General features: G+C 35.1%; 30 protein-coding genes and 3 pseudogenes. 12 read left to right on the forward strand and 21 right to left on the reverse strand.

The window, feature by feature from the left end:
• Positions 1 to 101 precede the first annotated feature (101 nt).
• The 4 genes from H4K35_RS11740 (at position 102) to H4K35_RS11755 (ending at position 2,926) form a co-directional block, all read left to right on the forward strand.
• On the forward strand, positions 102 to 692 hold the full coding sequence (locus H4K35_RS11740) for a hypothetical protein (protein ID WP_182628160.1): 591 nt from the start codon (positions 102 to 104) through the stop codon (positions 690 to 692).
• Between the two features lie 142 nt (positions 693 to 834).
• Positions 835 to 1,614 (forward strand): N-acetyltransferase, encoded by a 780-nt coding sequence (locus tag H4K35_RS11745; RefSeq protein WP_182628161.1) that lies wholly within the window; start codon positions 835 to 837, stop codon positions 1,612 to 1,614.
• Positions 1,615 to 1,712: 98 nt separating this feature from the next.
• Positions 1,713 to 2,423 carry a DUF981 family protein gene (locus H4K35_RS11750; protein WP_182628162.1) on the forward strand — a complete coding sequence of 237 codons (711 nt, stop codon included), beginning with the start codon at positions 1,713 to 1,715 and terminating at the stop codon, positions 2,421 to 2,423.
• Positions 2,423 to 2,926 carry a VOC family protein gene (locus tag H4K35_RS11755; RefSeq protein WP_182628163.1) on the forward strand — a complete coding sequence of 168 codons (504 nt, stop codon included), beginning with the start codon at positions 2,423 to 2,425 and terminating at the stop codon, positions 2,924 to 2,926. The genes H4K35_RS11750 and H4K35_RS11755 overlap by 1 nt, the downstream gene beginning before the upstream one ends.
• Before the next feature lie 20 nt (positions 2,927 to 2,946).
• Here the strand turns inward: H4K35_RS11755 and H4K35_RS11760 are convergent, their stop codons facing one another.
• Complete coding sequence (locus tag H4K35_RS11760; RefSeq protein WP_182628164.1) at positions 2,947 to 3,423, reverse strand: hypothetical protein; 477 nt, start codon at positions 3,421 to 3,423, stop codon at positions 2,947 to 2,949.
• Positions 3,420 to 3,554 carry a hypothetical protein gene (locus H4K35_RS15845; RefSeq protein WP_255492451.1) on the reverse strand — a complete coding sequence of 45 codons (135 nt, stop codon included), beginning with the start codon at positions 3,552 to 3,554 and terminating at the stop codon, positions 3,420 to 3,422. Before H4K35_RS15845 ends, H4K35_RS11760 begins: the two co-directional genes overlap by 4 nt.
• A 168-nt stretch (positions 3,555 to 3,722) precedes the next feature.
• Here H4K35_RS15845 and H4K35_RS11765 point away from each other — a divergent pair, with 168 nt between their 5' ends.
• The 4 genes from H4K35_RS11765 (at position 3,723) to H4K35_RS11780 (ending at position 9,527) form a co-directional block, all read left to right on the forward strand.
• Positions 3,723 to 6,209 carry a YfhO family protein gene (locus H4K35_RS11765; RefSeq protein ID WP_182628165.1) on the forward strand — a complete coding sequence of 829 codons (2,487 nt, stop codon included), beginning with the start codon at positions 3,723 to 3,725 and terminating at the stop codon, positions 6,207 to 6,209.
• Between the two features lie 125 nt (positions 6,210 to 6,334).
• On the forward strand, positions 6,335 to 6,616 hold the full coding sequence (locus tag H4K35_RS11770; RefSeq protein ID WP_182628166.1) for a hypothetical protein: 282 nt from the start codon (positions 6,335 to 6,337) through the stop codon (positions 6,614 to 6,616).
• A gap of 102 nt (positions 6,617 to 6,718) precedes the next feature.
• A complete protein-coding gene (locus H4K35_RS11775; RefSeq protein ID WP_182628167.1) occupies positions 6,719 to 6,901 on the forward strand; it encodes a hypothetical protein in 183 nt (60 codons plus the stop codon).
• 397 nt (positions 6,902 to 7,298) lie between these two features.
• Positions 7,299 to 9,527: a CotH kinase family protein gene (locus tag H4K35_RS11780; protein WP_182628168.1), complete on the forward strand. Its 2,229-nt coding sequence runs from the start codon at positions 7,299 to 7,301 to the stop codon at positions 9,525 to 9,527.
• 67 nt (positions 9,528 to 9,594) lie between these two features.
• Here H4K35_RS11780 and pstB read toward each other — a convergent pair whose 3' ends face one another.
• From pstB to H4K35_RS11830, 10 genes are all read right to left on the reverse strand, one after another.
• Positions 9,595 to 10,341: a phosphate ABC transporter ATP-binding protein PstB gene (pstB, locus tag H4K35_RS11785; RefSeq protein ID WP_182628169.1), complete on the reverse strand. Its 747-nt coding sequence runs from the start codon at positions 10,339 to 10,341 to the stop codon at positions 9,595 to 9,597.
• Positions 10,331 to 11,188, reverse strand: coding sequence for a phosphate ABC transporter permease PstA (gene pstA, locus H4K35_RS11790; protein ID WP_182628170.1), 858 nt, complete (start codon positions 11,186 to 11,188; stop codon positions 10,331 to 10,333). The genes pstB and pstA overlap by 11 nt, the downstream gene beginning before the upstream one ends.
• A complete protein-coding gene (gene pstC, locus H4K35_RS11795; RefSeq protein ID WP_182628171.1) occupies positions 11,178 to 12,068 on the reverse strand; it encodes a phosphate ABC transporter permease subunit PstC in 891 nt (296 codons plus the stop codon). Before pstC ends, pstA begins: the two co-directional genes overlap by 11 nt.
• A 1-nt stretch (position 12,069) precedes the next feature.
• Positions 12,070 to 12,840 (reverse strand): substrate-binding domain-containing protein, encoded by a 771-nt coding sequence (locus tag H4K35_RS11800; protein WP_255492452.1) that lies wholly within the window; start codon positions 12,838 to 12,840, stop codon positions 12,070 to 12,072.
• A gap of 383 nt (positions 12,841 to 13,223) precedes the next feature.
• A complete protein-coding gene (locus tag H4K35_RS11805; RefSeq protein ID WP_182628173.1) occupies positions 13,224 to 13,364 on the reverse strand; it encodes a hypothetical protein in 141 nt (46 codons plus the stop codon).
• A 284-nt stretch (positions 13,365 to 13,648) separates the two neighbouring features.
• Positions 13,649 to 15,295 (reverse strand): gliding motility-associated C-terminal domain-containing protein, encoded by a 1,647-nt coding sequence (locus H4K35_RS11810; protein WP_182628174.1) that lies wholly within the window; start codon positions 15,293 to 15,295, stop codon positions 13,649 to 13,651.
• 673 nt (positions 15,296 to 15,968) lie between these two features.
• Positions 15,969 to 17,576: an FMN-binding glutamate synthase family protein gene (locus H4K35_RS11815; protein ID WP_182628175.1), complete on the reverse strand. Its 1,608-nt coding sequence runs from the start codon at positions 17,574 to 17,576 to the stop codon at positions 15,969 to 15,971.
• Between the two features lie 391 nt (positions 17,577 to 17,967).
• On the reverse strand, positions 17,968 to 18,474 hold the full coding sequence (locus tag H4K35_RS11820) for a hypothetical protein (protein ID WP_182628176.1): 507 nt from the start codon (positions 18,472 to 18,474) through the stop codon (positions 17,968 to 17,970).
• Positions 18,462 to 19,070, reverse strand: coding sequence for a hypothetical protein (locus H4K35_RS11825; RefSeq protein WP_182628177.1), 609 nt, complete (start codon positions 19,068 to 19,070; stop codon positions 18,462 to 18,464). Before H4K35_RS11825 ends, H4K35_RS11820 begins: the two co-directional genes overlap by 13 nt.
• A gap of 2 nt (positions 19,071 to 19,072) precedes the next feature.
• Positions 19,073 to 19,822: a hypothetical protein gene (locus H4K35_RS11830; protein WP_182628178.1), complete on the reverse strand. Its 750-nt coding sequence runs from the start codon at positions 19,820 to 19,822 to the stop codon at positions 19,073 to 19,075.
• Between the two features lie 641 nt (positions 19,823 to 20,463).
• Between H4K35_RS11830 and H4K35_RS11835 the strand changes: the two genes are divergently transcribed.
• Positions 20,464 to 20,763, forward strand: coding sequence for a hypothetical protein (locus H4K35_RS11835; protein WP_255492453.1), 300 nt, complete (start codon positions 20,464 to 20,466; stop codon positions 20,761 to 20,763).
• Here the strand turns inward: H4K35_RS11835 and H4K35_RS15670 are convergent.
• The 4 genes and pseudogenes from H4K35_RS15670 to H4K35_RS15930 all read right to left on the reverse strand — a co-directional run bounded on the left by H4K35_RS15670 (position 20,743) and on the right by H4K35_RS15930 (position 22,234).
• On the reverse strand, positions 20,743 to 20,937 hold the full coding sequence (locus H4K35_RS15670; protein ID WP_220497690.1) for a DUF5808 domain-containing protein: 195 nt from the start codon (positions 20,935 to 20,937) through the stop codon (positions 20,743 to 20,745). The two genes, H4K35_RS11835 and H4K35_RS15670, sit on opposite strands and share 21 nt — an antisense overlap.
• A 115-nt stretch (positions 20,938 to 21,052) precedes the next feature.
• Positions 21,053 to 21,277: pseudogene (locus H4K35_RS11840) on the reverse strand (transposase); the annotation flags it as partial.
• Between the two features lie 253 nt (positions 21,278 to 21,530).
• On the reverse strand, positions 21,531 to 22,019 hold the full coding sequence (locus H4K35_RS11845) for a YrhA family protein (protein WP_182628180.1): 489 nt from the start codon (positions 22,017 to 22,019) through the stop codon (positions 21,531 to 21,533).
• Positions 22,020 to 22,030: 11 nt separating this feature from the next.
• The gene (locus tag H4K35_RS15930; RefSeq protein ID WP_182628188.1) at positions 22,031 to 22,234 is read right to left on the reverse strand and encodes an HNH endonuclease signature motif containing protein; all 204 of its coding nucleotides are present in this window, start codon (positions 22,232 to 22,234) and stop codon (positions 22,031 to 22,033) included.
• Between H4K35_RS15930 and H4K35_RS11855 the strand changes: the two are divergent.
• Both H4K35_RS11855 and H4K35_RS11860 read left to right on the forward strand, forming a co-directional pair.
• Positions 22,189 to 22,713, forward strand: a pseudogene (locus H4K35_RS11855) (site-specific integrase); the annotation flags it as partial. The gene H4K35_RS15930 and the pseudogene H4K35_RS11855 overlap by 46 nt on opposite strands.
• Positions 22,710 to 23,126 carry a hypothetical protein gene (locus tag H4K35_RS11860; protein WP_255492454.1) on the forward strand — a complete coding sequence of 139 codons (417 nt, stop codon included), beginning with the start codon at positions 22,710 to 22,712 and terminating at the stop codon, positions 23,124 to 23,126. The pseudogene H4K35_RS11855 and the gene H4K35_RS11860, both read left to right, overlap by 4 nt.
• Here the strand turns inward: H4K35_RS11860 and H4K35_RS15935 are convergent.
• The 5 genes from H4K35_RS15935 to H4K35_RS15940 all read right to left on the reverse strand — a co-directional run bounded on the left by H4K35_RS15935 (position 23,018) and on the right by H4K35_RS15940 (position 25,033).
• Positions 23,018 to 23,392, reverse strand: coding sequence for a hypothetical protein (locus H4K35_RS15935; RefSeq protein ID WP_368668698.1), 375 nt, complete (start codon positions 23,390 to 23,392; stop codon positions 23,018 to 23,020). The genes H4K35_RS11860 and H4K35_RS15935 overlap by 109 nt on opposite strands.
• Before the next feature lie 28 nt (positions 23,393 to 23,420).
• Positions 23,421 to 23,909: a hypothetical protein gene (locus H4K35_RS11865; protein ID WP_182628181.1), complete on the reverse strand. Its 489-nt coding sequence runs from the start codon at positions 23,907 to 23,909 to the stop codon at positions 23,421 to 23,423.
• Between the two features lie 9 nt (positions 23,910 to 23,918).
• Positions 23,919 to 24,155 carry a hypothetical protein gene (locus H4K35_RS11870; RefSeq protein WP_182628182.1) on the reverse strand — a complete coding sequence of 79 codons (237 nt, stop codon included), beginning with the start codon at positions 24,153 to 24,155 and terminating at the stop codon, positions 23,919 to 23,921.
• Between the two features lie 198 nt (positions 24,156 to 24,353).
• Positions 24,354 to 24,818 (reverse strand): YrhA family protein, encoded by a 465-nt coding sequence (locus tag H4K35_RS11875; RefSeq protein WP_182628183.1) that lies wholly within the window; start codon positions 24,816 to 24,818, stop codon positions 24,354 to 24,356.
• 11 nt (positions 24,819 to 24,829) lie between these two features.
• Positions 24,830 to 25,033: an HNH endonuclease signature motif containing protein gene (locus H4K35_RS15940; protein ID WP_182628189.1), complete on the reverse strand. Its 204-nt coding sequence runs from the start codon at positions 25,031 to 25,033 to the stop codon at positions 24,830 to 24,832.
• Between H4K35_RS15940 and H4K35_RS11885 the strand changes: the two are divergent.
• A pseudogene (locus H4K35_RS11885) lies at positions 24,988 to 25,467 on the forward strand (site-specific integrase); the annotation flags it as partial. The gene H4K35_RS15940 and the pseudogene H4K35_RS11885 overlap by 46 nt on opposite strands.
• Positions 25,468 to 26,624 lie beyond the last annotated feature (1,157 nt).

The raw sequence follows: 26,624 nt of genomic DNA on the forward strand, positions 1-26,624 counted from the left end.
AGCTGTTTTTATTTTCTTCTTACTTTTTTATTAAAAAGTTGAGGTAAAAAAGATTTGCTATGCTGAAATAGTATCTTAAATTTGTGCGAAATTTTAATAAAATGAAGAAAGGAATAGCGCTTTTGGTTCTTGTCCTACTAGGGAGTTTACCATCATTTGCTCAAACAATCAAAGATTTTAAATTGCTAAAAGGGCAAACAGAAGTAGAGGTTGTGTTTAATTACGAGAATCTTCGCATGATGAAGGACAACTTGACTGAAGAACAGTATGTAGTAAATCACAGCCAAAATTTAGAAAAAAAAGATGAAGGATCATCAGCAGTGTGGGTTAGATCATGGAATAGAAGCAAAGAAGACCTTTGGAATCCTAAGTTTATACAATTAGCTAATAAGTACACGGATAAAAAGGTTAAGTTTAAGGACAAAGCACCAAGCTCAATCTACATTTTGTTTGTTGATGTACTGTGGATATACCCAGGATGGGATGCTGGAATCATGAAACAAGGGGCTAAGGTAACTTCAACCTTGCGACTAGTTCACAGAGATAATCCAACCGTAGTTCTAGCACAAGAATCATTTGAAAATATGCCAGGTAATCAGTTTGGATCAAATTATAACAATGAATTGCGAATTGCTGAAGGATTTGCAAAAACAGGAAAAGTCTTTGCGAAAAAGATAGTAAAGAGTATTTAAGTATATAAATCATGGTAAAAGCGCAGTGAATATCACTGCGCTTTTTTTTGAATCTGGGATTAAATACTTGGATAAAACACTTAAATTGACGTACTTTAGGTAGTTATTACACCTATGTATCGTCTCTCATAAATTTAGGACTATGGAAAATTTCATCCTTTTAGATCAAGAAAATCTAGCGCATGAACATATTTGTTGTGCAATTTCAGATAAGAAATGTGCGGAAGGATATGAATTGAAAAAAGATTGGCTGAGACGAGAGATGGACAATGGTTATGTATTTCGCAGGATAGACGCCAGAGCAAAAGTGTTTATTGAATATGGACCTGCTGAATATGGCTGGGCGCCCATCGTAGCGCCTAACTATTTGTTAATTAATTGTTTTTGGGTTTCGGGTCAGTACAAGGGAAAGGGCTATGGTAAACAGTTACTCCAACTGGCGATTGACGATGCAAAAAAAGACCATCGGCAGGGATTGGTTACTATTGTTGGAACAAAGAAGTTTCACTTTATGAGTGATTCGAAATGGTTGCTTAAACAAGGATTTAAAGAGGTAGAGCAAACCAAAGATGGGTTTAGTTTACTTGCGTTGACCTGGAATGATCAAGGGGAATTACCTCAGTTTAATGCAAGTGTTCACCACGTCCCCGAGGGGAATAAAACGGGAATAACTGTATACTATTCCAACCGATGCCCTTTTTCTGAATTTCATGTTCGACATTCATTAATTGAAACCACTCGAAAGCGAAATATTCCCTTGGAAATAATCAAATTAGAAAGTAGAGAACAAGCACAACAAGCCCCTTGCCCTGCTACAATTTTTAGCTTGTATTACAAAGGGAAATTTATCACAACCGATATCAGCGTCTGTATGGATAGTCGTTTTGATAAAATTGTAGATAAACAAATGGAAAAAGAATAGTATAGGTTTTTTTTAGGAAAATGCAGGTTAAAGTCAATTAATTGTATGACATAATGATTGTTTTTTATTAAATTTAATAAAAATAAAATAGAGTTATTATGGAAGGATTACTTATTGATTGGCAACAAATGCCGACCTATAATACCGTTATGGCAGTTGCAACAGGTGCTGCTTTGCTGTCTTTAGCTGCGATGGGAAAGAGTTTACTTCACAATACTACCGTAAACCCCAAAGGTTGGGCGATGAATTTATTCGCCTTGGCATTGATCTTACTTACCACAGGTTTACACATGACCGTTACTTGGCCACTGGCAAAGTATTTCCCCTTTGACAATATTATATTTGGCGAACCGTGCTTAGTACTGGGTGCCATGTTATTGCCTATTGCTTTTTACCTGTGGCAAAATGAAAAAGATATTATTGAAAGTGACCACCGTGTACAATTGATTGCCGCCAATTTCAGGCATTTTAAATACTTGATGATTGGAATTGGATTGGGGATGATTGGAATTGCATTTGCAGGGGTTATTTACCAGTTGTTTGCAGCACCAAAAGAAGAACCAATCTCGGGTATGTTTGCTGATTATCCTATGTTTGAAGCGGTTTGCGTTTCCCTAGTTTATGCGGGTATTGGGGTAGCAGCTATTCTTACCCCAACTATTTTAGAACATCTAATACAGGGAAAATACAAAACGAGCATGGTTAAATTCGGTTATTTTCTTTTTGTACTCGTGGGCTGGGTTTGGTTGCTGTTTGGAGCATTGAATTATTTTACCCATGTGGGCTTAATTGTTAATACGATGGAATAATGGAAAGAATAAAACAACCACAGTATCCTGTCAATTTTTCGCATGTGGGGATTACCGTACCTAATTTGGAAAAAGCACTAGTTTTTTATCTGGAAGTCATGGGATGGTATCACGTATCAGGTCCTATTGTAGTGAAAGAAGACGGACACAGTAGGCTAACAGAAATCGGAAAATTGTTGTATGGCGAAGGATGGAAAGAATTTCGATTCGCCCATTTGAGCTCTGCCGATGGCATTGGTTGTGAGCTTTTTGAGTTTGCAAACAATACCGATTCACAATCGGTCAATACACCGTTTCGCACGGGCATTTTTCACTTTTGTGTACAAGATCCTAATATAGAGGATTTAGTAGAACGCATAGAAGCCCATGGCGGGCAACGCATGTGTAGTATTATTGAATTAGATCCAGGAAATAAACCGTATAAGATGGTGTATGTCAAAGATCCCTTTGGCAATATGATCGAAATTTATACCCATTCCTATGAAAGACACAATTTAGGGTAGGCGACAATGTAAAAGTAGTATTACTCTTGTGAGTATAGGGATTGCCATTGGGCGAAACGCTCTTGTATAATGGGAAAAAGCAAATCGTAATTAGACCAAGTGTTTTCTACGCGATACAGTTGGTTGTGATCTAAGTATTCCTCGTTTATACTAATATCGAATACTTGTGCATAATCGCTAAAATAATCTTGGAATTTTGTAGCAAACACAGTCTCGTCATCGTAATAATCGCGAATAAAAGCATTGCCTTTTTCGTTAAGGTCTTCTTCCATTAATTTTCCATCACAATGAGTCAATAAAAAAGATGTCCCAGTTAAGGAACGGTTCTTTACTGCTTGTACTTCATCTGCTAACTCTTCGCTTAATTCTTGTGCTAGAAAGTCGTTTTGAATACACCAAGTGAGGAGCATACCCATATGGGTAGCCCCATGTTCTGGAGGTAAATCCGCTGGGAAATCACCTTCGTAATGCCAAGAAGCGTCGTCGTATTTTGTCATAGCCTATAAGGGTTAACTAAGGTTGTTTTCGTTTTTTTCATCGGTTGCATCTGTTTTTTGGCAGTAGAAGCCTGTATCTCCTTCGCTTTTACTCTTTTTTCTTCTCGATTAAATGCTGCGTTGGTCTTCATCCTCGATTCAACTATTTGTTTGGATCTATGTACTTTCGTGTTACGGCCGAAAAAACACTAGGATAAATATAGGGAAAAGTTTGATAGGAGTAGAAAATAATAAATCTAAGGGCTTGAAAGGGAATCGTGTTGATTGTTTTATATTTGACGTTTACTTTATATAAAATTATGAAAAAAGTATACCAGTATTACCCTCATATTTTGGCATTTCTCGGTTTTATTCTGATTGCCCTACTGTATTTTTCTCCAGTGCTACAAGGAAAGAAATTGTATCAATCGGACATTGTCCAATATATGGGAATGGCAAAAGCTCAAACGGATTTTAAAGCTGAAACAGGTGAGGAGCTATACTGGACGGATCATGCTTTTTTGGGAATGCCAACCTATCAGTTGGGCGCTCATTATCCGTATAATTACATCAAAAAGTTAGATCAGGCGATACGCTTTTTACCGCGACCAGCAGATTATTTATTTTTGTATTTTCTCTCTTTTTACATTTTGTTGATCACGTTGAGAATTCATCCATTAAAAGCCTTTTTTGGTGCTTTGGCCTTTGGATTCTCTACGTATTTGATTATTATTTTTGGCGCAGGACACAATGCAAAAGCCCATGCGATTGCCTATATGCCTTTGGTTGTGGCTGGAGTGCTCTTGGTGTTTCGAAAGCGCTATGTCATAGGGGCGTTAGTAACCACATTAGCAGTGGCTTTGGAAATACAAGCCAACCACTTTCAAATGACGTATTACCTCTTGTTTTTGCTTGCTTTTTTTGGGGTCTATTACTCCATAAAAGCGATACGTGCAAAAACGTACAACCACTTGTTCTTGTCTTGGGGAATTCTCTTGGGATCTGCAATAGTAGCGCTGGGGGTCAATGCAACGAGTTTACTAGCAACTGCGGAATTTTCAACCTTTAGTATTCGCCATAAAAGTGAGTTAACCATGCAACCTGATGGATCAGCAAAGCAAACAACTTCGGCAATGGATTACGACTATATTACAGAATATAGCTACGGGATTGCCGAAAGTTTAAATCTTATTTTTCCGCGTTTGTTTGGCGGAGGAATGTCTGAGGATGTAGGAATCGATTCTCCTGTATATCAATATGTAATTAACCAAGGAGCCTCTACGGAAGAAGCTCAGAAATTTGCATCTAATGTACCGTTATATTGGGGAGATCAACCCATTGTTGAAGCTCCTGCTTACCTCGGTGCTATTGTATTTTTCTTGGCCGTTTTTTGCCTCTTTGCGGATCGTCGAAAGATAAAGTATGTTTTTTTGGCGGGTATAGTTTTAACGTTGTTGTTATCTTGGGGTAAAAATTTGACTGGATTAACGAGCTTCTTTATCCACTACATCCCTTTATACGATAAATTTAGAGCGGTATCCTCCATACAAGTGATTGTAGAGCTGTGCATGCCAATTTTGGCGATTATGGGACTGCAAACGTTTTTTAAATTGGAAGCAAATGATCAAAAGAAATACCTGTTGCAAACAGGCCTTCTCTTTTTTGGTATGGTTGGTTTACTTTGGTTGGGGAAAGATGCCTTCAGTTTTACGTCTTATCGCGATCAATTTTATGCCCAAACAGACCAAGGACGTGTCTTTTTGAGCGTATTGATCAAGCAAAGACAAGAGGTGTATACTGCAGATTTACTGCGTTCTTCTCTATTTGTAGGACTCGTAATTGGCGCGTTGTTTTTAGCGCATAAAAAGTATGTGTCGACCATTATGGCTACAGTACTCGTTGGTGGACTCATGGTTGCAGATCTAGTGCTGATTGATAAGAGGTACGTCAACAACGATAATTTTGTTGCGGCTTATATGATGGAGGTGCCTTTTCAAAAAAGTCCTGCAGATGAGTATATCCTACAAGATAAGAGCCATTATCGCGTGTATCATCCACAAGGACGTTTACAAGCCAAAACCAATTATTTTCACAAGTCTGTAGGAGGATACAGTGCGGTTCGACCACAAAAAGCAGATGAAGTTTTTATTTATCAGGTAGAACCTCAGCTCAATACATTAATCGACCACATCAACCAAACAGCAATGACCTTAGAAAAAAGTCTGTCCGTATTGGATATGTTGAACGTCAAATACCTTTTACTTCAAACCCAAGATAATCAGGATATTCCCCTTTTAAATACCAGTGCGAACGGACCTGCTTGGTTTGTGGAGTCAATGCAAATGGTTCATTCCCCAAATGAAGAAATGAAAGCGTTGGCTTCTTTGCAAGCGAAAAAAGAAGCTATAGTCAACGCGGTTAAATTCCCAGAATTAGCAGCAAAATCTTCTTTTGCCGTAGATGCTATGGCAACGATTGTACTAGAGAACTATCAACCTAATTACTTAGAGTATACCACACAAAATAATCAAGATGGATTTGCCGTGTTTTCAGAGGTGTTTTACAACAAGGGGTGGAATGCTTATATTGACAATCAACTCGTTCCCCATTATGAAGTGAATTATTTGTTGCGCGGATTGCCAATTCCCCCAGGAAAACATAGAGTTGAATTTAAGTTTGAACCTCAAGTGATTCAAATAGGTAGTAGAATCACTATCGCTAGTTTTGTTCTGCTGTTTTTGTTCCTTGGTGGTGGTTTTTATTGGAATAAACGAAAAAAACAGAAGAAAGAAGCACAAGAGTGGTAAAAATGATGTAATGATTGACATATTGAGTAGGAAATGCATGAAGAAATAAATGATTTTGAGGACGCTGTGAAAAAAGCGCTCAGGATATTTTTTAAATTGTACTATATCATATAATCAGTACGCCTATGTTAATTTTCAATCCTTCAGGATTATTGGTGCCTGACCATATTATTGTTTCAACAATACAAGAATTTGAACAGGAATTTGTTTCAAATATCTCAACCGTAAAAAGAAGAGCTTTGTTTCATTCGTTTGTTAAATATAATGAAGACTTTAAAAAAGTTTGTAAATTAAAGGAATTGCATCAGTGGATGGATGGGTCTTATGTCCCTAAAAAAGAAAATCCAGGAGATTTTGATTTAGTGACGTTTTTAGATGTGGACATTAGTCTCGATTTAGGTATTTAAGTGATGAAGCATACTGGATTGATCGATTCACAAAAACAAGACGTATTCAGGGAAATAGATTAGCTAAAGGTTTTTTAGAAGTCAGGTATTAAATTTGACAATATGGATGAGGTTAGATTCTATAGTATCTTAGATCTTATTGAGGAAATCGATAAAGTAGATCACATGATTGAATTACATCGCAATTCATCATCAACTGTAATGATCAATCAATATCAGCATCAAAAATTGAAATTGAGCAATTGCTTGGTTCAAGAACTACTCCTCCAGAATGAGAATCGATAGAAAGTAATGTATATCATTTAACTATTTATTGAAAAATTTTATAAGAATGAGATTCAAAATCATCAGTTTAAAGCAGATGATGATTTAAAAAAGATAGCGGATGCTTTTATCTAACATCAACACTAAAATATAAAAGAGCTATTGTGGAATGACAATAGCTCTTTTATGTTGGTTAATTTGAGTTTAACACGTTGTAATTAAGCGCCTTACTTCTATTGTGTTTCTTTTATTTTCGAGATTAAAGTACGCTGTTTTAAAAAGATAGCATTATTTTACTATTTGATAAGTAAAGGTTTCTTTCATTCGTTTTAAATCAGGTATATTGAATATATTGTTTATTTTAAGTTAAATTTATAACTTTAATAAGTTAGTTTAACTTTTAAACCCCTTATTTAAAATGAAGAAACTGTATCTGTTTTTTGTTTTTTGCTTGGTGTCTGTGTTATATGGACAACAAGTAAAACCGCCTACGTTTTCAAACGGTAGTGGCTTTTATGACCAAGGATTTTCCTTGCAACTCCATCATGAAAATCCCAATGTCACGATGGTTTATACCTTGGATGGCTCTGAACCGTCCATAGATAATATACAAGGTAAAGTGTATGATTATAAAACAAGATATCCACAGTATGGCGGTCAATTGCCTTTTGAACTGCATCAGGATACGTTGTATTCCTATGTCTATCAATCGCCAATCTCGATTTACGATCGAACGATTGATTCTAATCGAATTGCCAATATTTCAACTACGTATGAATATGATCAGTATTTTCCAACTACACGACTAGACAAGAGTTTTGTGGTTCGGGCAAAGGCATATTTAGATGCAGATCACTATTCTGAAACGGTTACTAAGGTTTATTTTGTTGATAAGCAGTATTCATTTCCTGTGGTCAATATCAATGTGGATGACGATTTGCTATTTGGCTATCAAAATGGATTATGGGTAGCGGGAAAGACATTTGATGAATGGCGTTTAGCGCATCCTACGGTTGATGATTATGAAACAACAGTGCCTGCGAATTATTGGGCCAAAGGATCTGAGTCAGAAGTGCCCGTTAATTTTATTTATTTAGAAGGTGGAATAGAAAAAATTAATCAAACTGTGGGAATACGCAACCACGGTAATGGATCGCGTTTTTTTAAAAATCGCTCGTATCGTTTATATGCCAAGAATGCTTATGGAGAAAAACAAATGGCGCATTCCTTCTTTCAAAACTACCCCTATGATTCTTTTAAGCGAATTATCGTTAGAAATTCGGGCAATGATACCTATCGAACGATGTTTCGCGATGCCTTTATTCAAAAACTCAATGAGCATTTGCATGTCAATACACAAAAGTACCAGCCTGTCATTACCTTCGTAAATGGGGAATACTACGGCTTGATGAATCTTAGAGAGCGCTATGATGAAAAGTATTTTGAACGCGTGTACAACATCAAAGAGAGTGACCTTGATTTTTTAGAAAATGATGCTGTTGTAGAAGTAGGTGATGATGTGAAATATAAGGCTGTTGTATCATTTTTTAAAACAGAAGATTTAAGTAATAGCACGAAATACAAGGAAGCACTGACCTATATTGATGAGGTGAATTTTACGGATTATCAGATCGCTGAGATATTTGCTGCTAATTTTGATTGGCCTCATAATAACAATGTGTATTTCAGAAAAAGAGTCAATTATACGCCTCAAGCACCCTATGGACATGATGGAAGATTCCGTTGGGTGTTGAAAGATTTAGATGCGGGGTTCAATGGTATTGATGAATGGATTGCTAATTCATATAACCACAATACGCTGGCATCAGCGATTGCCAGTGACGATCAGATATTGAATGGACTTTTAGCCAATACGACCTACAAGCATTATTTTTTAAATCGATTTGCAGATTTAATGAATACGTCCTATAAAACACAACATATGGTTGATCTGATTGATGAGATGCAAGAAAATATACGGGAAGAAATGCCGCGCTATATTGAGCGTTGGCATTTACTACAGTCCATGAATGAATGGGATAATCGCCTTAATCAATTGAAAGAATTCGCTCAATTGCGTCCTGCGTTTCAGTATCAACAATTACGCACCCAATTTAATTTGAGTGGGAATTATCAACTTACGGCTCAAACAAACGATAAGAATAGAGGATTTGTCAAAGTAAATACGATTGAAATCAACAATAGTACTGTCGGTATTAGCGAAGAGTACGAAAGTTGGAAAGGACAGTATTTTAAAGGAGTTCCCATTACATTAGAAGCCATTGCTTTACCAGGTTATAGGTTTTTACATTGGGTAGGTGATCGATGGTCAACGCAACAAAAACTGATCGTAACTCCACATGCTAATTTTAAGATTAAAGCCATTTTTATACCTGATGTTGGAGCAGGGGATAGCGATCGAGTATCTTTTATACTTTATCCAAATCCAACAACTGATGTGTTGAATGTTACGTCTAGTTCAGATCTTCCTATTTCCTATCGTATTTTTGATTTCTTTGGACAACAAATACAAACGGGGACATTGACAGATCAACGAATTGAGGTCAATCATTTGCGCAAGGGAATGTACTTGCTCGAACTCAACCAGAACAATCAAAAAGTAATTAAGCGCTTTATTAAGAAATAAGAACAAAAAGCTTCTCTTACAACCCGAAGAGAAGCTTTTTTTTATATGTTTATTTTTGAATTAAATCTTATCCAAACACGCCGTTGATGTAATTCTTAGTCATTTCGTGTTTAGGGTTTTCAAAGATATCCTGTGTCAAGCCACTTTCTTTTACTTCTCCCAAATACATAAAGTAGGTGTGATCAGCAATACGTTGGGCTTGTTGCATATTGTGTGTTACAATGGCAATGGTGTATTTTTCTTTTAAATGCAGGATTAGTTCCTCAATTTTAATGGTACTGACAGGATCCAAAGCAGAACAAGGTTCATCCATGAGGATCACTTCTGGACGAAGGGCAACCGCTCTAGCGATACAAAGGCGTTGTTGTTGTCCTCCAGATAAGCGGTGTGCAGGCATTTTCAAGTCATCTTTCACCTCATCCCACAAGAAGGCTTCCGTTAACGCTTTTTCAATGACGCTTTTGTCATGGGGTAGGTTGTTTATTTTTAACCCATAAGCAATATTATCGTAAATGCTTTTTGGAAAGGGATTTGCCTTTTGAAAAACCATACCAATGCGCTTTCTAATTTCGGTTACGGGAATATTTTTGGCATAGATATCTTGATCTTCTAATTTGATAGAACCTTGAATTTTGGCATAGGGAACCAAGTCGTGCATGCGGTTAAAGCTTCGCAACAACGTACTTTTTCCACAACCCGAGGGGCCGATTAAGGCTGTAATTTTATTTTCTTCAAATTGTACACTTACATTTTTTAAAACCTGTTTGCTTCCAAAGCTAATATTTAGGTTGTCAGCAGCTAATTTAGTTTTCATTTTTTCTGAATTTATAACGGATATAAAAGGCGCTTAAGTTTAAGACAAACACCACCATGATAAGTACTAAAGCCGTTCCATAGGCGATGGGTCTTACTTCATCAATGGATTGATGTTGTGTGGATAACATGTATAAGTGATAGGGGAGTGCCATAAACTCTTGGTTGATGTATCCATTGGTATCACTGATGTAAAAGGCAGCTCCTGTAAATAGGATAGGAGCAGTTTCTCCTGCAGCTCTGGATAAGGTTAGTACAACACCTGTCAGAATTCCCGGAACAGCAGAAGGAATCACAACGTCTTTGATGGTTTCAAATTTTGTTGCGCCAACAGCTAAAGCGGCTTCTCTCGTACTATTGGGAATTTGCATTAATGCTTCTTCTGTAGTTGTAATGATATAGGGCAAAGAGAGTAAACCTAGAGTTAAACCGGCGGCTAATAAAGATGTCCCTAATTGAAGGGTTTGTACGAATAAAGCCAAACCGAATAATCCATAGATAATCGAGGGAACACCTGATAAATTTCGAATTGCCGCGCGAATTGTACGGGTTAGCCAGTTGTTTTCTGCGTATTCATTTAAGTAAATCGCACAACATACGCCAAAGGGAATACTGAATAAGGCAGTGATAAGCGTAATTAATACGGTTCCAATAATGGGGGTTAGAATTCCGCCTTTGGTCATCCCTTCACTAGGAACGCTCGAAATAAACTCCCACGACAGACTTCCGGCTCCTTTAGTTACGATCTCTAGGATGATAACGATAAGGAAAAAGCACACAATCAGTGTAGTTCCTACTAGCGTACCCCATTCAACAAGGGAGGATAATTTCAATTTATTAAGCTGCATGGTATTTTCTTAATCGGTTGATAAAATATTCACCTACTAGGTTGGCAATTAGGGTCATAAAGAATAACACAGTGGCTAGTGCGTATAATCCGTAGTAGTGTGTGGTTTGATAGGGAACTTCTCCCATTTCAATGGCAATTGTTGCCGTCATGGTTTTTACAGAGTCGAAGAAGCCTTTAGGAATTAGCGCTGCATTTCCTGTGGCCATTAATACGGTCATGGTTTCACCGATGGCTCGGCCGACACCAAGCATAATAGCGGATATAATACCAGGAGCAGCGGCGGGAAGGATAACTTTGCGCAAGGTTTGCCATTTGGTAGCACCTACGCCATAGCTAGCTTCTTTGTATGTTTTTGGCACGGCATGTATGGCGTCTTCTGCAATGGTAATAATGGTTGGCAAGGCCATAATAGCCAATAAAATAGCCCCATTCAGTGCATTTAAACCATTGGGTAAACCTGCCATATCAGCTAAACCAGGGCTAACCACTACAATTCCCAAAAAACCAATCACCACAGACGGAACTGCCGCTAGCATTTCAATGGCGGGTTTGAGGATGTTTTTTAATCGCGTGCCCGCATATTCAGAGATAAAAGCCGCTGTGCCTATACCCAACGGAATGGCTATCAGCATGGCTCCAAAGGTCACAAGTGTTGTACTTAAAATTAAAGGTAACATCCCGTATAATGGGGTTTTAGCTGTCGGATTCCACTCCATACCCGTGATGAAATCAAGGGGTTTCACATCCATGAAAAAGGAAAATGAATTGTAAATTAACAAGGCTAAAATTCCACCCAATAAACAAAGGACCAATAGACCCGTCGCTTTGAAGATATATTTAAAAGCAATATCTAAACTAATTCTAACTTTATATTTCATTTTATGGTTGTTCTATGATGTAATACCCGTGCTCTTTAATTAGCTGTTTGCCCGTCTCACTATTTTCAAAATCAATAAACGGTTTTACTTTCTCCCACGAATCTTCTAGGATAAACTGATAAAGCGGACGTTGAAAATAGTATAAGCTGTTGTTGATCGCGTGTGCATCTATAGGAGAATACGCCTGAGAAGTAGGGGTTTCTTTGATACTCAGGATTTTTACCGTGGGATTGGTTGCTGTTTCATGGGAGATATAACCCGCACCAACGTAGCCAATTCCTGATTTGTCGGTTTTTATCCCCTCTAATATTTGGGCATTTCCCGTCATTTCTTTTGCCGCGTTTGAAAATTCAATTTTGAGTTTCTTCTTGATGAAGGAATGTGTTCCCGAACTACTCTGACGCCCATAAATATTAATTGGTAAGTCAACCGAAGTAAGCTGATTCCAGTTGGTGATTTCTCCTTCCATTATTTTGGCAAGGGTTTCCAAATCAATCGTGTCTATAGGAAGGTCTTTGTGTACCACAAATGCCGTTGCATCTTCAGCAAAGATTACCGTTCTCACTTTGATGTTGTGTTGTTCGAATTGCTCAATCTCCTTTTCCGATAAAGGACGAGATGAGTTGGCAATATCCGCTTGACCGTTTAATAAGGAGGTAATCCCAATTCCAGATCCTCCACCTGATATAGCAATACTAAAATTAGCATCTACATCGGTGTATTTTTCTGCTAAGTTTACCGCGAGGTTTACCTCTGTATCGGACCCTTTCATCTTGATGGAATGGTTTTGATCACCACAAGAAAATAGCAGGAAAGTCGTTAGTATAAGTAGACTTTTTTGTGTCTGAATGTATAGCTGTTTCATTGGCACAAAAAACATCGTTTATTTTAATGTAAAGGTTACTCTAATGTTATCAATAGGTTAAGGATAAAGGGAGGTAAATTGAATGTAATTCCGCATCAAACTGTTAGGTATGTGCATGTTTACAAGGAGTTATGTAGGAAAACAGTCAAAAAAAGGAACTAAATATTCCCGCTGTATGTTGTTGGTTACCCTTAGGGGGAGGTATCAGCGCAATTAATGGAAATGGCGTTGTTGTTCGGACCAAAACCTTTAGTGGTTGGTGAGGCTTGCGAACAGGGAGAGATGAAAGACTAGGCTTTCTTAGCGTCAAATTGCTGTTTAATTTCCTTGAGAAGCGCCTTGCGTTTGGCTACTGCCTCTTGTTCTTTTTGCTTCTTTTTGGCAATTTTATCTTTGACTATTTTGCGATTCGCTGGGGTATTTCTACTCATTAGGGGTGAATTTAGAAGTATAGAACTACAAAATTAGGAATAAATAAGGATAGCCTCCTAGTTGAACATAAAAAAAGAGAGGGGATAGGAGATAAGCAATACATGGAAAGCGTATCACTTGCCTTTCCCCTTTGTCTTTCGGATGAATATATTCCTTATATAGATGGAAATGACTATTCCTAACTAGAGATACAAATGCCACAATTTTTGGTGGTAATATGTATGCTAAAAGGAATAACCAAAACGCTGTTAACTCCGCTGAAAAGAAGGAGTGAAACGCGCGCTTAGTGCGTCAACTCCACCCATCCGCTATAGTGTTCCCCATGTGAGGTGATAAATTGATAAAAATACGTTGCCGAAGGCAGTATAGTTCCACTATTTGACTGTCCCGCCCACTGATTGGTATAGTGGTTATTCTCGTATACTTTTCGCCCATGTCGATTATAAATCTGAATGTCAACCTCACCAAAGGTGTGAATATCAAAAAAGTCATTTTTCCCATCACCGTTAGGAGAAATCCCCTTGGGAATAAAACAAAAGTCTTGAATATCTTCGAATTCAATACTGGCGGTCGAATAACAACCATTTTCATCTAATGCAACCACTTCAATATGCGTAGTCTTCGGATGCAGTAAATTAGCATAGGAGGAAAGTCCAAGGGTAGCAGCGCTATCATCTATGAGCTGGTCGTTGATGTACCAGGTGTATGTCAGCTGTTGGTCTTCAGAAAATGAAAACGCCTCTATGACCAATTGGTTATCCTTACAGTAGTAGTCTAAGGCAATATCCACTAATGGAAGCACCTTTATTTCTACCGAATAAGGCTTTAAACAAGGGTTTTCTATCGTTGGATGAAACGTATAGGTCGTTGTTTCTTGTGTATTGATCGCAGGTGTCCACGTGCCTTCCACTCCGTCTGTGGACATGGATGGTAAAGAAAAGTCAGATCCTTTGCAAACAGAGGTTTCCATATCAAATTGAAGTTCTACGGTAGGAGGGATAATTTCAACTGTCATTGTTGTTGGTTTAAATCTAGGATCTTGAGGTGTAAAAGTATAGGTCGTTGTTTGTTGATTGTTGACTTGGGGAGACCACGTACCAGTGTATCCTTCTTTGGAGGTGTCGGGTAGTGTGAAATCGGTATTGCTACAATAAGGACCTAGGGGATCAAAAGAGGGCGTTAAGTTTATGATGGAGAAATCGTCGAAGACGTAGTAAGCATCAGTATGAAGCGTTGAAATATCTCGAGTTTCGTAGGTGGTATCCTTTGTGCCAAAAAAGTTACCCAGAATAAAATATTTGATACCAGAAGTTGGAGCTGTATATTCAAATTCCAATAGCGTCCACTTTTCCTCTTCATTAACCCTCAAGACTTCGTTAAAGTTGAAGTCTGGAGATAGGTTGACCTTGCTTTGTGTAGCTTGATAATAGGGTTGTTCTAAAAAGGCAATTCCTATATTGTTTGAGAAGTATTTACATCTATTACCCACTGCGGCATAAAACTGAACGAGATAGGTGGCCCCTTGAATCATAGGTTCCTTTAGTTCACCCTGCACGTACTCTTTGTATTCTAGGGGAGGGTCTCTATCAGGCATTTCCTCGGTGTATAAAACGAGTCCCACCATTGCATCTCCAGTTCTCGGTAGGAATTGCGCAGGGTTAAAAGACTCAAGCGGATACATGGAACAGTTGTGATTTAAACTCATGTGGTGGATGTCTGATGTAGAGTTTGTCGGGTTTCTCCAATGCTTTATAGCCGCATTAAAACGCTCACTCGAGGAATATAAGGTACAGGATAAACTGTCTAAAATTACATCCTCAAAACTCGGATTGAGGACTAAGTTTTCTTGTCCATAACTAAGCGGACTAAACGATAGGAAAGAAAAGAAGCTTGCAAAGAGCAAGGTAATAAATTGAATATTGTTTTTCATTTGGTTGTATTTTTTAGCTTTATGTTGGGGAGACAAAAATTAAAATATACAATACAACCACGATCAGGTTGTATATGGATCAATAAGATCGCGCTGATTGCAATAAAACAGTCAACGGAAAAGGCGCAGGCTGCATATACACCAACATTTTAGTAGGAGAGACATCTACTACAATTGCTTATGACCAAAGCCAAATGAGTTTGACTTCTCTGGTATAGAAAACTGCTAAGGGAGACGGTATTATTTTTGTTTTGGAGACTTTGTAAGGGCGTGCCGTTGATTTTAAATAGTCACCCCAAAGGGGATATCAAACAAGGTTTGCCTCTATACAACAAGGTTTTGTAGAAAAATCGAGATACGTTGTATTTTTCTTAAAACTGTTGGGTCAAATATAAATAAAAAGGAATAAAACAGCTTGTTTTTTTTAAAAAAAATAAACAATAATCCTGTCGATTGACAAGGGTAGCCCCTGTAAAAAGTAGCCCCCTGCTTTCATCTATAGACGATGAAGTGTATTGGATGATGCAGTAGACAACAAGTTAAGAGTAGAGGATAGAGTTGATACGCTCCAATCCCATGTACGAATACTAGTTCTGTTGCCTACTCCAAGTGGATAAAGTTGCGAATGGGGAGGTATAGATAACTCCCCAATTCAAGTAGTTCTATTAATAAATTACGCTTGCTTTGCATGAGTAATCCCCCATTGATTCATATTGGCGCGATCAAAGTCTTGTTTGTATCGATCGGGAATTTTTCCTAGCAGCAAAGCACCAATCTCTACAGAAGGAAAAATCTCTTCATAGGTCAACATATCGTTCAATGCCACCCGTCTATAAATATGGCTGCGCGTAATGTTTTTCATATCATCTAATCCGGAGGCACCTAATAGTTCCACAAAGCTCTCAATTGTTCCTTTATGGTAATTAGCCATTCGTATTTTTTTGTCTGCAATATCCAAGCCTATAGTAAGCTTAGGATCTTGGGTTGCGATACCCGTAGGGCATCGGTTGGTATTACACAGAAGCGCTTGAATACAACCCACGGCAATCATCATCGCTCGAGCGGCATTACAAGTATCAGCACCCAAAGCCATGGCTCGGGCAATATGAAAAGAAGAGGTTACTTTTCCAGAGGCGATTAGTTTGATGTGTTGACGAATTCCCATTCCAGTTAATATATTGTGCACAAAGGCCAACCCATCTAACATAGGAGCACCCATATAGTTAGAAAACTCCTGAGGAGCAGCACCTGTTCCGCCTTCACCACCATCTACGGTAATAAAATCGGGATACGTATCCAAGTGAACCATTGCCTTACAAATGGATATAAATTCAGCTTTATGGCCGATACACAGTTTAAATCCTATAGGTTTACCTTCCGAAAGCGCTCTTAATTTTCCAATAAACTCGACTAATTCCAACGGTGAATTAAAAGCAGAGTGATATGGAGGAGAAGCAACAATCGTATGTGGTTTTACGTGTCTGATTTGAGCGATTTCCACGGTGTTTTTTGAGGCAGGAAGTATTCCACCATGCCCAGGTTTGGCGCCTTGTGAAATTTTCAATTCAATCATCTTAATGCTTGGCAATTTCGCTTTCTCCGCAAATAATTGAGGGTCAAAAGCGCCATGTTCATCTCTACAACCAAAGTATCCCGTACCGATTTGCCAAATTAAATCCCCTCCATTTTTCAAGTGATAGGGGCTTATTCCCCCTTCTCCTGTATTATGGGCAAAATTCCCCAATTTTGCACCGCCATTCATAGCTTCCACCGCCTGTGCACTTAAGGAACCAAAACTCATGGCTGAAATATTGAGGATGCTAGCAGAATAGGGCTGTTTACAATCTTTGTTGCCAAAGAGTACCCGAGGATTGTGGTCTAAGGTATCAAATGCTTTGGGGGCGATCGAATGACACATCCATTCATATCCTTCAGCATAAACGTCTAATTGGGTGCCAAAGGGAATCGTTTCCAATTCTTTTTTTGCGCGTTGATATATAGTGGCGCGGTCAATACGGCTGATCGGCTTACCGTCCGTGTCTGATTCAATAAAGTATTGATACATTTTGGGACGAAGCTCTTCCATTACATAGCGAAGTCGACCAAAAAGAGGGTATATCCGTCTCAGTGTATGCTTCTTTTGATACATGTCTTGATACCCCATACCTACAAAAAAGAGTGTAATGACGAAGAAAATACTCCAGTTTTTATTTAAAAATACAGCGAGTAGAAGCAGTGCAATCAAAAGTAAGGTCGAAAAAATAACGAATTGTTTACGCATAGTGTAGCTAGTTTTAAGGATCGTTTCGATTATATCATAGAAGATATGAATTAGGATTTAAATGCATCCAAATCAATAAAAAAATCAATTATTTAACCCTAAATTTACATATTAAAAATTAATAATAAAATATTATTTCCTATTTGTCGTAGCGGGGGTAAGACCTTATGGGGAAACCTCATTAGGAAGTTTTTCTTTGCCAAAGTAGTTTAGGGATTTCAATTTCCAAGTAGGGGAGATAAAAAAAACCGATAACGAAAGTTATCGGTTTTCTTTGGGGAGAAAGAGGGTTAGCCTCTTTTATGCCTTATGTTTTATAAATAGGGATATTCACTTTTTTTGATTGGGGTGAGCACCTTATTTGGAAAGTTTTAAACTATGATTAGGAAGATTATAATCTTTCATTTTCAATTAAATCTGAGTTTAAAATATCTCTTTGTATTTTACCATCAGCAATAGCTTTTTTCAAAAAAGCCTTTAATTTTGATTTAGTTATAAAGTTATACTTATCATCTTCGTTTAAACAATTAAGTATAATATTTTTCATTTTACCTAACCTACTATATGTTAAATTGTTTATATCTCTATGACTATCCTTTAGAGATTCAATAACAGTATCTCCAGGCGTTTCAGATAAATTTAAATCATTAGCTTTTAAAAGTTCTTCATCTATTAAGACATAGTGTAGAGTACTTAATTTACTTTGTTGTTTACTTGTAATTAAAGCTAAAAGAGCATTCTCTAATTGATCAATACTTTCTATTCTCCATACAGACAAATCATTATTGTTAGTTTTTAAACAATTTGTAATTGCATCTGCTGAAGAATCTTCTAAATCATTTTCATTACAATTTTGCCCCCACTTTGCTCTATTTATACGTCTTACTAAGATAGGCATAATTCTAATTCAATATCTTTTAACACTTCATTTATATATGCTTTTAACCAAGATGTGTCTGAATGTACTTTCTTTAAGATTTCATAACTTTTTATAGATCCCCAATTTTCAAAAGCTCGAACAGCTAATTCTTTAACTTCATCATTTTGATGTGACAATGCTGCTAAAGCAATGACCTGAGAAGTTGGATAAAAAGTATCTTCATCAAAATATTCTAAAACTCTTAAAAGACCAATAAGTACTTTGTCATCATCTGTAAATGCTTTTAAAAATATATCATTTAGCCAATTTATAGTTACAATTCTATTAATTCTTAATTCATTTTGAATTAATTTTATGCTTTCACTTTTATGACCAAATTCAAAATCTTCGTATTTTAATAATGAAATAAATAGAGGGGTTACATTTTCTTTTAAATACAACATTCGACTTTCGTTAATTTCATTTTCTGAAACTACGTAGTTTGTATCGTTTATATTAGTAAATAAATTTATCTGGTTATTACTAATAGAAGAAATTGAAACATCATCTATTCCACTAAATAAATCTAATTCTTCATCAAAGAAAACATTTGATTCATCAGAAGTATTACGCATAACTAAACAAATTTTGAATTAATTTCTGTGTATATATTATTTTCAATTTGTAAAAAATCATCTATAAATTCTTTTATGTTCTCAACATTGAACCTATACATTTCGTTATCAGACAGTGTATTAATATCTATGTTTAACAATATCCCATTAAATTCAGTAATATCATTATTTATTTTCATTAATCTATTTAAATGCTTTAAGTCCATACTAGAATTTATTATCTCATCATTAATAGATTTTTGTCTAGACGACATTTTCATATTCCAATCTGTAATTTGTTTGGTTTCAAAAAACGATATATTATTTTGAAAAGATTTTGCAATATTACTTAGATCTAGTTGATCATATAAATATTGGGTAACAAAACCTAAGCGCTTTGCTTTAATATTGAACTTGTTATTAATCCTTTTAATAAATTCATAGACATCATCTTTAAAAATATTCTTGTCTATCATTTCAATCTGACCAATATTAGAGTTTACAAAAAAGAAATCTATTCTATCAGAGGCAAATCTAATATCCCATTTTTTATCTTTATCATTGAGCCTTAGTCTAGATACCTCGTTTCTATTTGTTGTTTCTGATTTATTATTTTCTGATTTTATTTCAACACTAACTTCTATAAATTGATTAGGTATGAAGCCTCTGTCAGAAAAGTTATCAATAAAAAACTTGATATTCTCATTACTAGCAATGATTTCATCAAAACTACCAAATAAAGATATTTGGTATCTCAAAGTATTTTGTCTCATTTGTTATTTTAAAAAGTTATCAAATATATTAAATAGGAACTAAATATCTAGCTTAAAGTTAAAAAAACTTATATAATTAACTTACAAATAAAATGTTGAATAATTTATTTATTTATTATAAACTCTCTCTATAAATGTAATTTGATATTCAAACATATAAAAACTTTCTCTAATTATATTACGGAAATCCGTAAACCCCTCAATATTTTGAGTCTATCTACTATTTCAACAAAAAACTAACGACTTTGGAGTAGTTTTCAGCCGGCTGCAAGAGCAAGTCGTTTTGAAAGCTCGAACTCAATTTCGAGTGCCTCAAAACTTAGGTTGCTGTGATCTTTCGATGAGTAAACCCACCAATTTTACAAAGTAAAATCTACAGTGATTTCATAGTAGTAAATCACTTACTATTTGACACTAAAGTGCCAAGTGCAACCTTAAAATTCCATTTAAAGTTTTCAAATTGTATATATACTTTCTTTGCTGTAAGATAGTTAAGTAAGTTTTGCAATTGTCTTTCAATTAGCGCTTTAAAGCTGTTTTAAAATGATCTTGGTGTAAAAACGTATTAGTATAATGTTTCCAACAAGCTAAAGCTTACAACTATCCATAATGTAAAATGTAAACCTTTAAAAAAATACAATATGGAAAAAGTAAAACAACCATCAAAAAAAGACAGTCAAAATGAGTTACTCGATGAAGACTATCTAATGAATATCATGAGTGGTGATATAGAAGTTAAGTCTGTAGAACAAGCTAAGCCTACAGTAGAAGAAAAAGGAGAACCTCAAATCCAAGAAAAAACAACAAAGTTCAAAGAGAAGAAACCAAAGAAAGAAGTAGCAATTACTACATACCAAGAGCCTTTTCTACTTAATGAATTTCCATCAACAAGAGCAGGAAAGTTTGTTTATAAGGTCATTCTATATATACATTTCAATTGATATGATTAATAAAATCAAAACCAAAACAAGCAAAATAGACCAAGGATTAGCAAAATTAATTGTTATGCCTAAAACAGCAAGTCGCTTAGGTACTAGTAGGCGTTTGTCTTTTTTATTGAAATAAAATATACCCCATTTCCAATTAGAGGAATCGTTAAAATTTGAGTTATTCATCCAGTTTTAATTTTATGTTTCAATCATTGATTATAAGACTATATGTTTCGATTATTATGTGTTTTATATTTAGTTTATCTAAAAACTTATACACTGTATTATTACAATAAATAATTCATCCTATGTTAGCGTATTTTTCATAGCAGGCATTTCTGAAATAGCCTTTGCTTTGTAATATTTCATGTTCTAATTCAACAGCTGCTAACTTCTTTTCTAACTCTTTTATTCTTTCTTGTTCTGGTGTAAGCTTTTGTTTACCATTGCCTGGAAAACTAGCATCTCCAAACTCTTGAGCCTCTTTACACCATTTATATAACAAGGTGGCTCGAATTCCAAGTTCACGAGCTAATTCTTATTTGTTTGTTCTTTCCTTAGCTAGTTCAACGGCTTGCTTCTTAAAAGCTGCATCTCAAGTCTTTCTAATTCTTTTCATACGTCAAAGATAAGTTTTTATGCTTAACTCTTTGTCCAGATGAAGTTAGCAAGTCCAATAACCATTCTTTGTAATCAACAACTAACTGTTCAGAATACGAACACATTTGAACAGTTTAAAGCAAAAAGAGACTCAGTTATAATCTGAATCTCTTTTTTTATTATTCACAATATTTCTCTTCTATTCCTCCTTCTAAAGCACATTCTAAAATTATCTGAAAGAATAACTCATCGTCTGTTGTTTCTAATAACACTTCATCAAAGTTATCTCTTGGTCGAAAGCTAAATACTTTTGTCTCTATTTCTTGTACGAATAAGTAAAGGTCACTATCCGCATAAAAGATAAACTTTGCAAAATCTTCATTAGTGTGCCAATTTAAGTTGGAATCTATGATTCCGCTTAAAAAAACATCATCATATCCAATTATTAGAGCTGTTTCTGAGCCATACAAGAATACCCCATTTTCATTAAACCCATTGGTTATTTGTAAAATATTCTTGTAGATTTCGGATAAATTAACACTAAATTGTTCGGTAAACAGTTTATCTAATTCACCTAGCTGTTTATTAGATACAGATGGTTGAATAACTTCATTATATTTATTTTTAACCTTTACAAGATCATTAATTAGTTCATTAATTTTTTTCATACTATTTTATTTTAAGGATAGATATTTCCTTCCATTGTATACCAAGTGACTGTTTTACTTTCACCTGCCGACATTCCTTTTGTCACTTTTTTTTGATAGTTTGTTAATGCCTGATGATATGGATCGTTTTTGATTAATACTAAATTACTAAAATCGTTAGTTCCTCCATCATCTAAAGGGAGTTTATGATGTACTTCTCTTTTGTTGTTACACAGGGCTTAGATATTCAGATGCTTATAATCTTACCAAACAAGACATCAACAATGATGTCATTGAGTTTGTAACCAAAAAAACAAACGATCTTCTACGAGTGGAACTAAATAAACACAGTCGAGCTATTTTAGATAAATATAAAGATGTACCTTTTGAAGACGATAAAGCACTACCTGTTATCTCTAATCAAAAGATGAACGACTATGTTAAGACACTTGGTCAAGAAGCTGGTATTGATGAACCTATTAGAGAAACATATTATCAAGGAAATAAGCGAATTGATGAAGTAAAACCTAAACATGAGCATCTTAGTACGCACGTTGGAAGAAGAACCTTTATATGTACTGCTTTATCTTTGGGAATACCTGTACAAGTAGTAATGAAATGGACAGGACATTCTGATTATAAATCTATGAAACCGTATATTGATGTAGCCGATACAATCAAAGCTAACGCAATGACTAAATTTGATACGATATGAGCGATACAACTTCTATTAAGCTAAGTCAGTACTCTAAATTATTAGATAGGCTTTTAAATGAGCTAAAAACAGATAAATTCGCTAATGATATTTGGCAATGTTATAAGCAAGAATCTTATGCTATCGTTTATAAAGAACTTGATTCAATCGATTTTGAAGTTTTGCTCATTGAGCTTAGAAACAACAACTTCTCAAAAGAAGCTTTATACAACATCATTTCAATTATAGACAAGCTTAATTTATTGTTTGAAGAGTATAAAACTCAAATACAAAGCTTAGATTTATATAAGCTATATCACAAGGTTTATATATCACATTTTTTTGATGACAAGATTAAACTTGCCATTGAAGATTTAAAACATGTACAAGAAAGAGAAATTCCTTTAGAAGCGCCTAAAGCTTCAAATACATAACTACCCAATCCCTTTTTTTTATGGTCATCTAAATAAACATAACCATCTACTATAATCAATTCAATGTACTCTCGATTAAGCATATTTACCAATTCTAAAATACATGGTAGCTCTCTTTTATAGAAAGCTCCTGGCTCATACTCTTTCTGTGGAGGTAACAACTTTTCTATAATATCTATAGGAGCTTTTGAATCAAAAGATTCAAACAAAACACCTACTACCTTTGCTCCAGCCTCGTAGTAGTAGACATCTACTGCTAATATCATATTTAGATTTTTTAATCTTACAACGACTTCAAATATTATAAGGAGGTCTTAAATAAGGATTATCTTTTTTAAACTCATATTCTATTAATTGCTTATTTGATAACTGTAATAGAGATTTTAAATAGTGAGGTAATTCATTGCCATACTGATTATCATAATGTCTTAATACATTAAAATCATCTAAATTAACATTAAGTATTTTTAAAAAACTATTATTATAAACTATACTTACTGATTTCAAGCTTTCTTTTTCATATTCTTTAACTACTCCAAAAATTACATTACCTCTACATTCATTAATCTGTATTACCTCTTCATCTTCATTATAAATGTATTCTAATCCATTTTTTAATCCCTCAATATATTCTGCTTCGTTTTCTATTTTTCCCTTAAATTTGCTATATATTATCCCTGTAAAGAGTTTAGTTAATTCTAGGTCTAAATAATAAATAGGATAACCATTTAAATCATCCTCTGTATATAATATTTCATCAATATTTTCAATTCTTTTTTTCATCTATCGTTTTTATGTATGTCCAATGCAAGTTATACCATCTGTTAGAAAACTACAATGAGGACACCTAATTTTTACAGGAGGAACACCATTATTTTTTTTAATCGCATTACTCATTAAATCACGATTGTGTAGATTCATTTCTTTTATTGAGTTCTCATTAACAGTTATTCCTAATTGTCTTCTTTCTTTTAATGCTTTATCATAAGCCCTTAATTCTGAGTGTGCTGCTAATCTAGGATCTGTCACTTCTTTCAATATTATTTCACTATTAGCTATTTTAGCATCATACTTATTTGCTAATTACTTAATAATGATACTTACTTTACTGTATTACAAATCAATAACCATTCTTTGTAATCAACAACTAACTGTTCAGAATACGAACACATTTGAACAGTTTAAAGCAAAAAGAGACTCAGTTATAAACTAAGTCTCTTTCTTTTATTACTCACAATATTTCTCTTCTATTCCTCCTTCTAAAGCACATTCTAAAATTATCTGAAAGAATAACTCGTCATCTGTTGTTTCTAATAACACTTCATCAAAGTTATCTCTTGGTCGAAAGCTAAATACTTTTGTCTCTATTTCTTGTACGAATAAGTAAAGGTCACTATCCGCATAAAAGATAAACTTTGCAAAATCTTCATTAGTGTGCCAATTTAAATTTACCTCAATTAGATTTAAATTAGCTTTTTCTGATAAACCATATAAGAATACCCCATCATAGTTTAAACCATTCGATATTTGTAATATTTCCTTTAAGGAGTTAGGTACTGATATTGAAAATTTTTCAACCATATATTTTTCTAAACGTCCTAATAATTCAATGGTTATTGGTTGATTTATCTTATAGCCAATCTCATGATTTAGCTTTATTATACTTTTTGATTTTTCTATTATACTTCTCATAGTCCAAGTTTTTATGGGTAGATGTTTCCTTCCATTGTATACCATGTAACAGATTTACTGTCACCTGCTTTCATTCCTTTTGTCACTTTGTTTTGATAATTTGTTAATGCCTGATGATAAGGGTCATTTTTGATTAATACTAAATTACTAAAATCATTTGTGCCACCATCATCTAAAGGGAGTTTATGATGTACTTCTCTTTTGTTGTTACACAGGGCTTAGATATTCAGATGCTTATAATCTTACCAAACAAGACATCAACAATGTTGTCATTGAGTTTGTAACCAAAAAAACAAACGATCTTCTACGAGTGGAACTAAATAAACACAGTCGAACTATTTTAGATAAATATAAAGATGTACCTTTTGAAGATGATAAAGCGTTGCCTGTTATTTCTAATCAGAAGATGAATGACTATGTTAAGACACTTGGTCAAGAAGCTGGAATAGATGAACCTATTAGAGAAACATATTATCAGGGAAATAAGCGAATTGATGAAGTAAAACCTAAACACGAGCATCTTAGTACTCACGTAGGAAGAAGAACCTTTATATGTACTGCTTTATCTTTGGGAATACCTGTACAAGTAGTAATGAAATGGACAGGACATTCTGATTATAAATCTATGAAAAACTCTCCATTAAAGTGAGGGATTAGATATCCCAAGAGGGGTATATAGACACAAAGAAAACCAATACCTCGCTACACTCGGTCTTGTGCTTTTTTTTATTTCCAAAAAGTACCCACAAAGCGAGCTTTGGAAAAAAAGAAAGAGGGATTACAGATCCCAAGAGGGGGTATATAGACACAAAGAAAACCAATACCTCGCTACACTCGGTCTTGTGTTTTTTTTATTTCCAAAAAGTACCCACAAAGCGAGCTTTGGAAAAAAGAAAGAGGGATTATAGATCCCATTTAGGGGTATATAGACACAAAGAAAACCAATACCTCGTCGCTACACTCGGTCTTGTGTTTTTTTTATTTCCAAAAAGTACCCACAAAGCGAGCTTTGGAAAAAAGAAAGAGGGATTATAGATCCCAAGAGGGGGTATATAGACACAAAGAAAACCAATACCTCATTGCATTCGGCATTGTGCTTTTTTTATTTCCAAAAGTACCCACAAAGCGAGCTTTGGAAAAAAGAAAGAGGGATTATAGATCCCAAGAGGGGTATATAAACACAAAGAAAACCAATACCTCATTGCATTCGGCATTGTGCTTTTTTTATTTTCAAAAAGTACCCACAAAGCGAGCTTTGGAAAAAAGAAAGAGGGATTATAGATCCCAAGAGGGGGTATATAGACACAAAGAAAACCAATACCTCATTGCATTCGGCATTGTGCTTTTTTTATTTCCAAAAGTACCCACAAAGCGAGCTTTGGAAAAAAGAAAGAGGGATTATAGATCCCAAGAGGGGTATATAAACACAAAGAAAACCAATACCTCATTGCATTCGGCATTGTGCTTTTTTTATTTTCAGCAAGTTGTGCTGAGAGTAAAACTCTCCATTAAAGTGAGGGATTATAGATCCCATTTGGGGGTATATAGACACAAAGAAAACCAATACCTCGCTACACTCGGTCTTGTGTTTTTTTTATTTTTAGCTCATGCTCGAAAGTAAAACTTTCGGTATGGGCTAAAAATAAAAAAACCGATAACTCTCGTTATCGGTTTTCTTTGCGGAGAAAGAGGGAATATAACCCATATATAAATAGAGTGTGATAAAATACTATTATTTTGATTTATTGGTAGTTATGTTTTTATTAAGTCGATTAAATACCTTAAAATACTATATGATAGTATCAA

This window comes from Myroides sp. NP-2 (assembly GCF_014145665.1).
Classification (GTDB): domain Bacteria; phylum Bacteroidota; class Bacteroidia; order Flavobacteriales; family Flavobacteriaceae; genus Flavobacterium.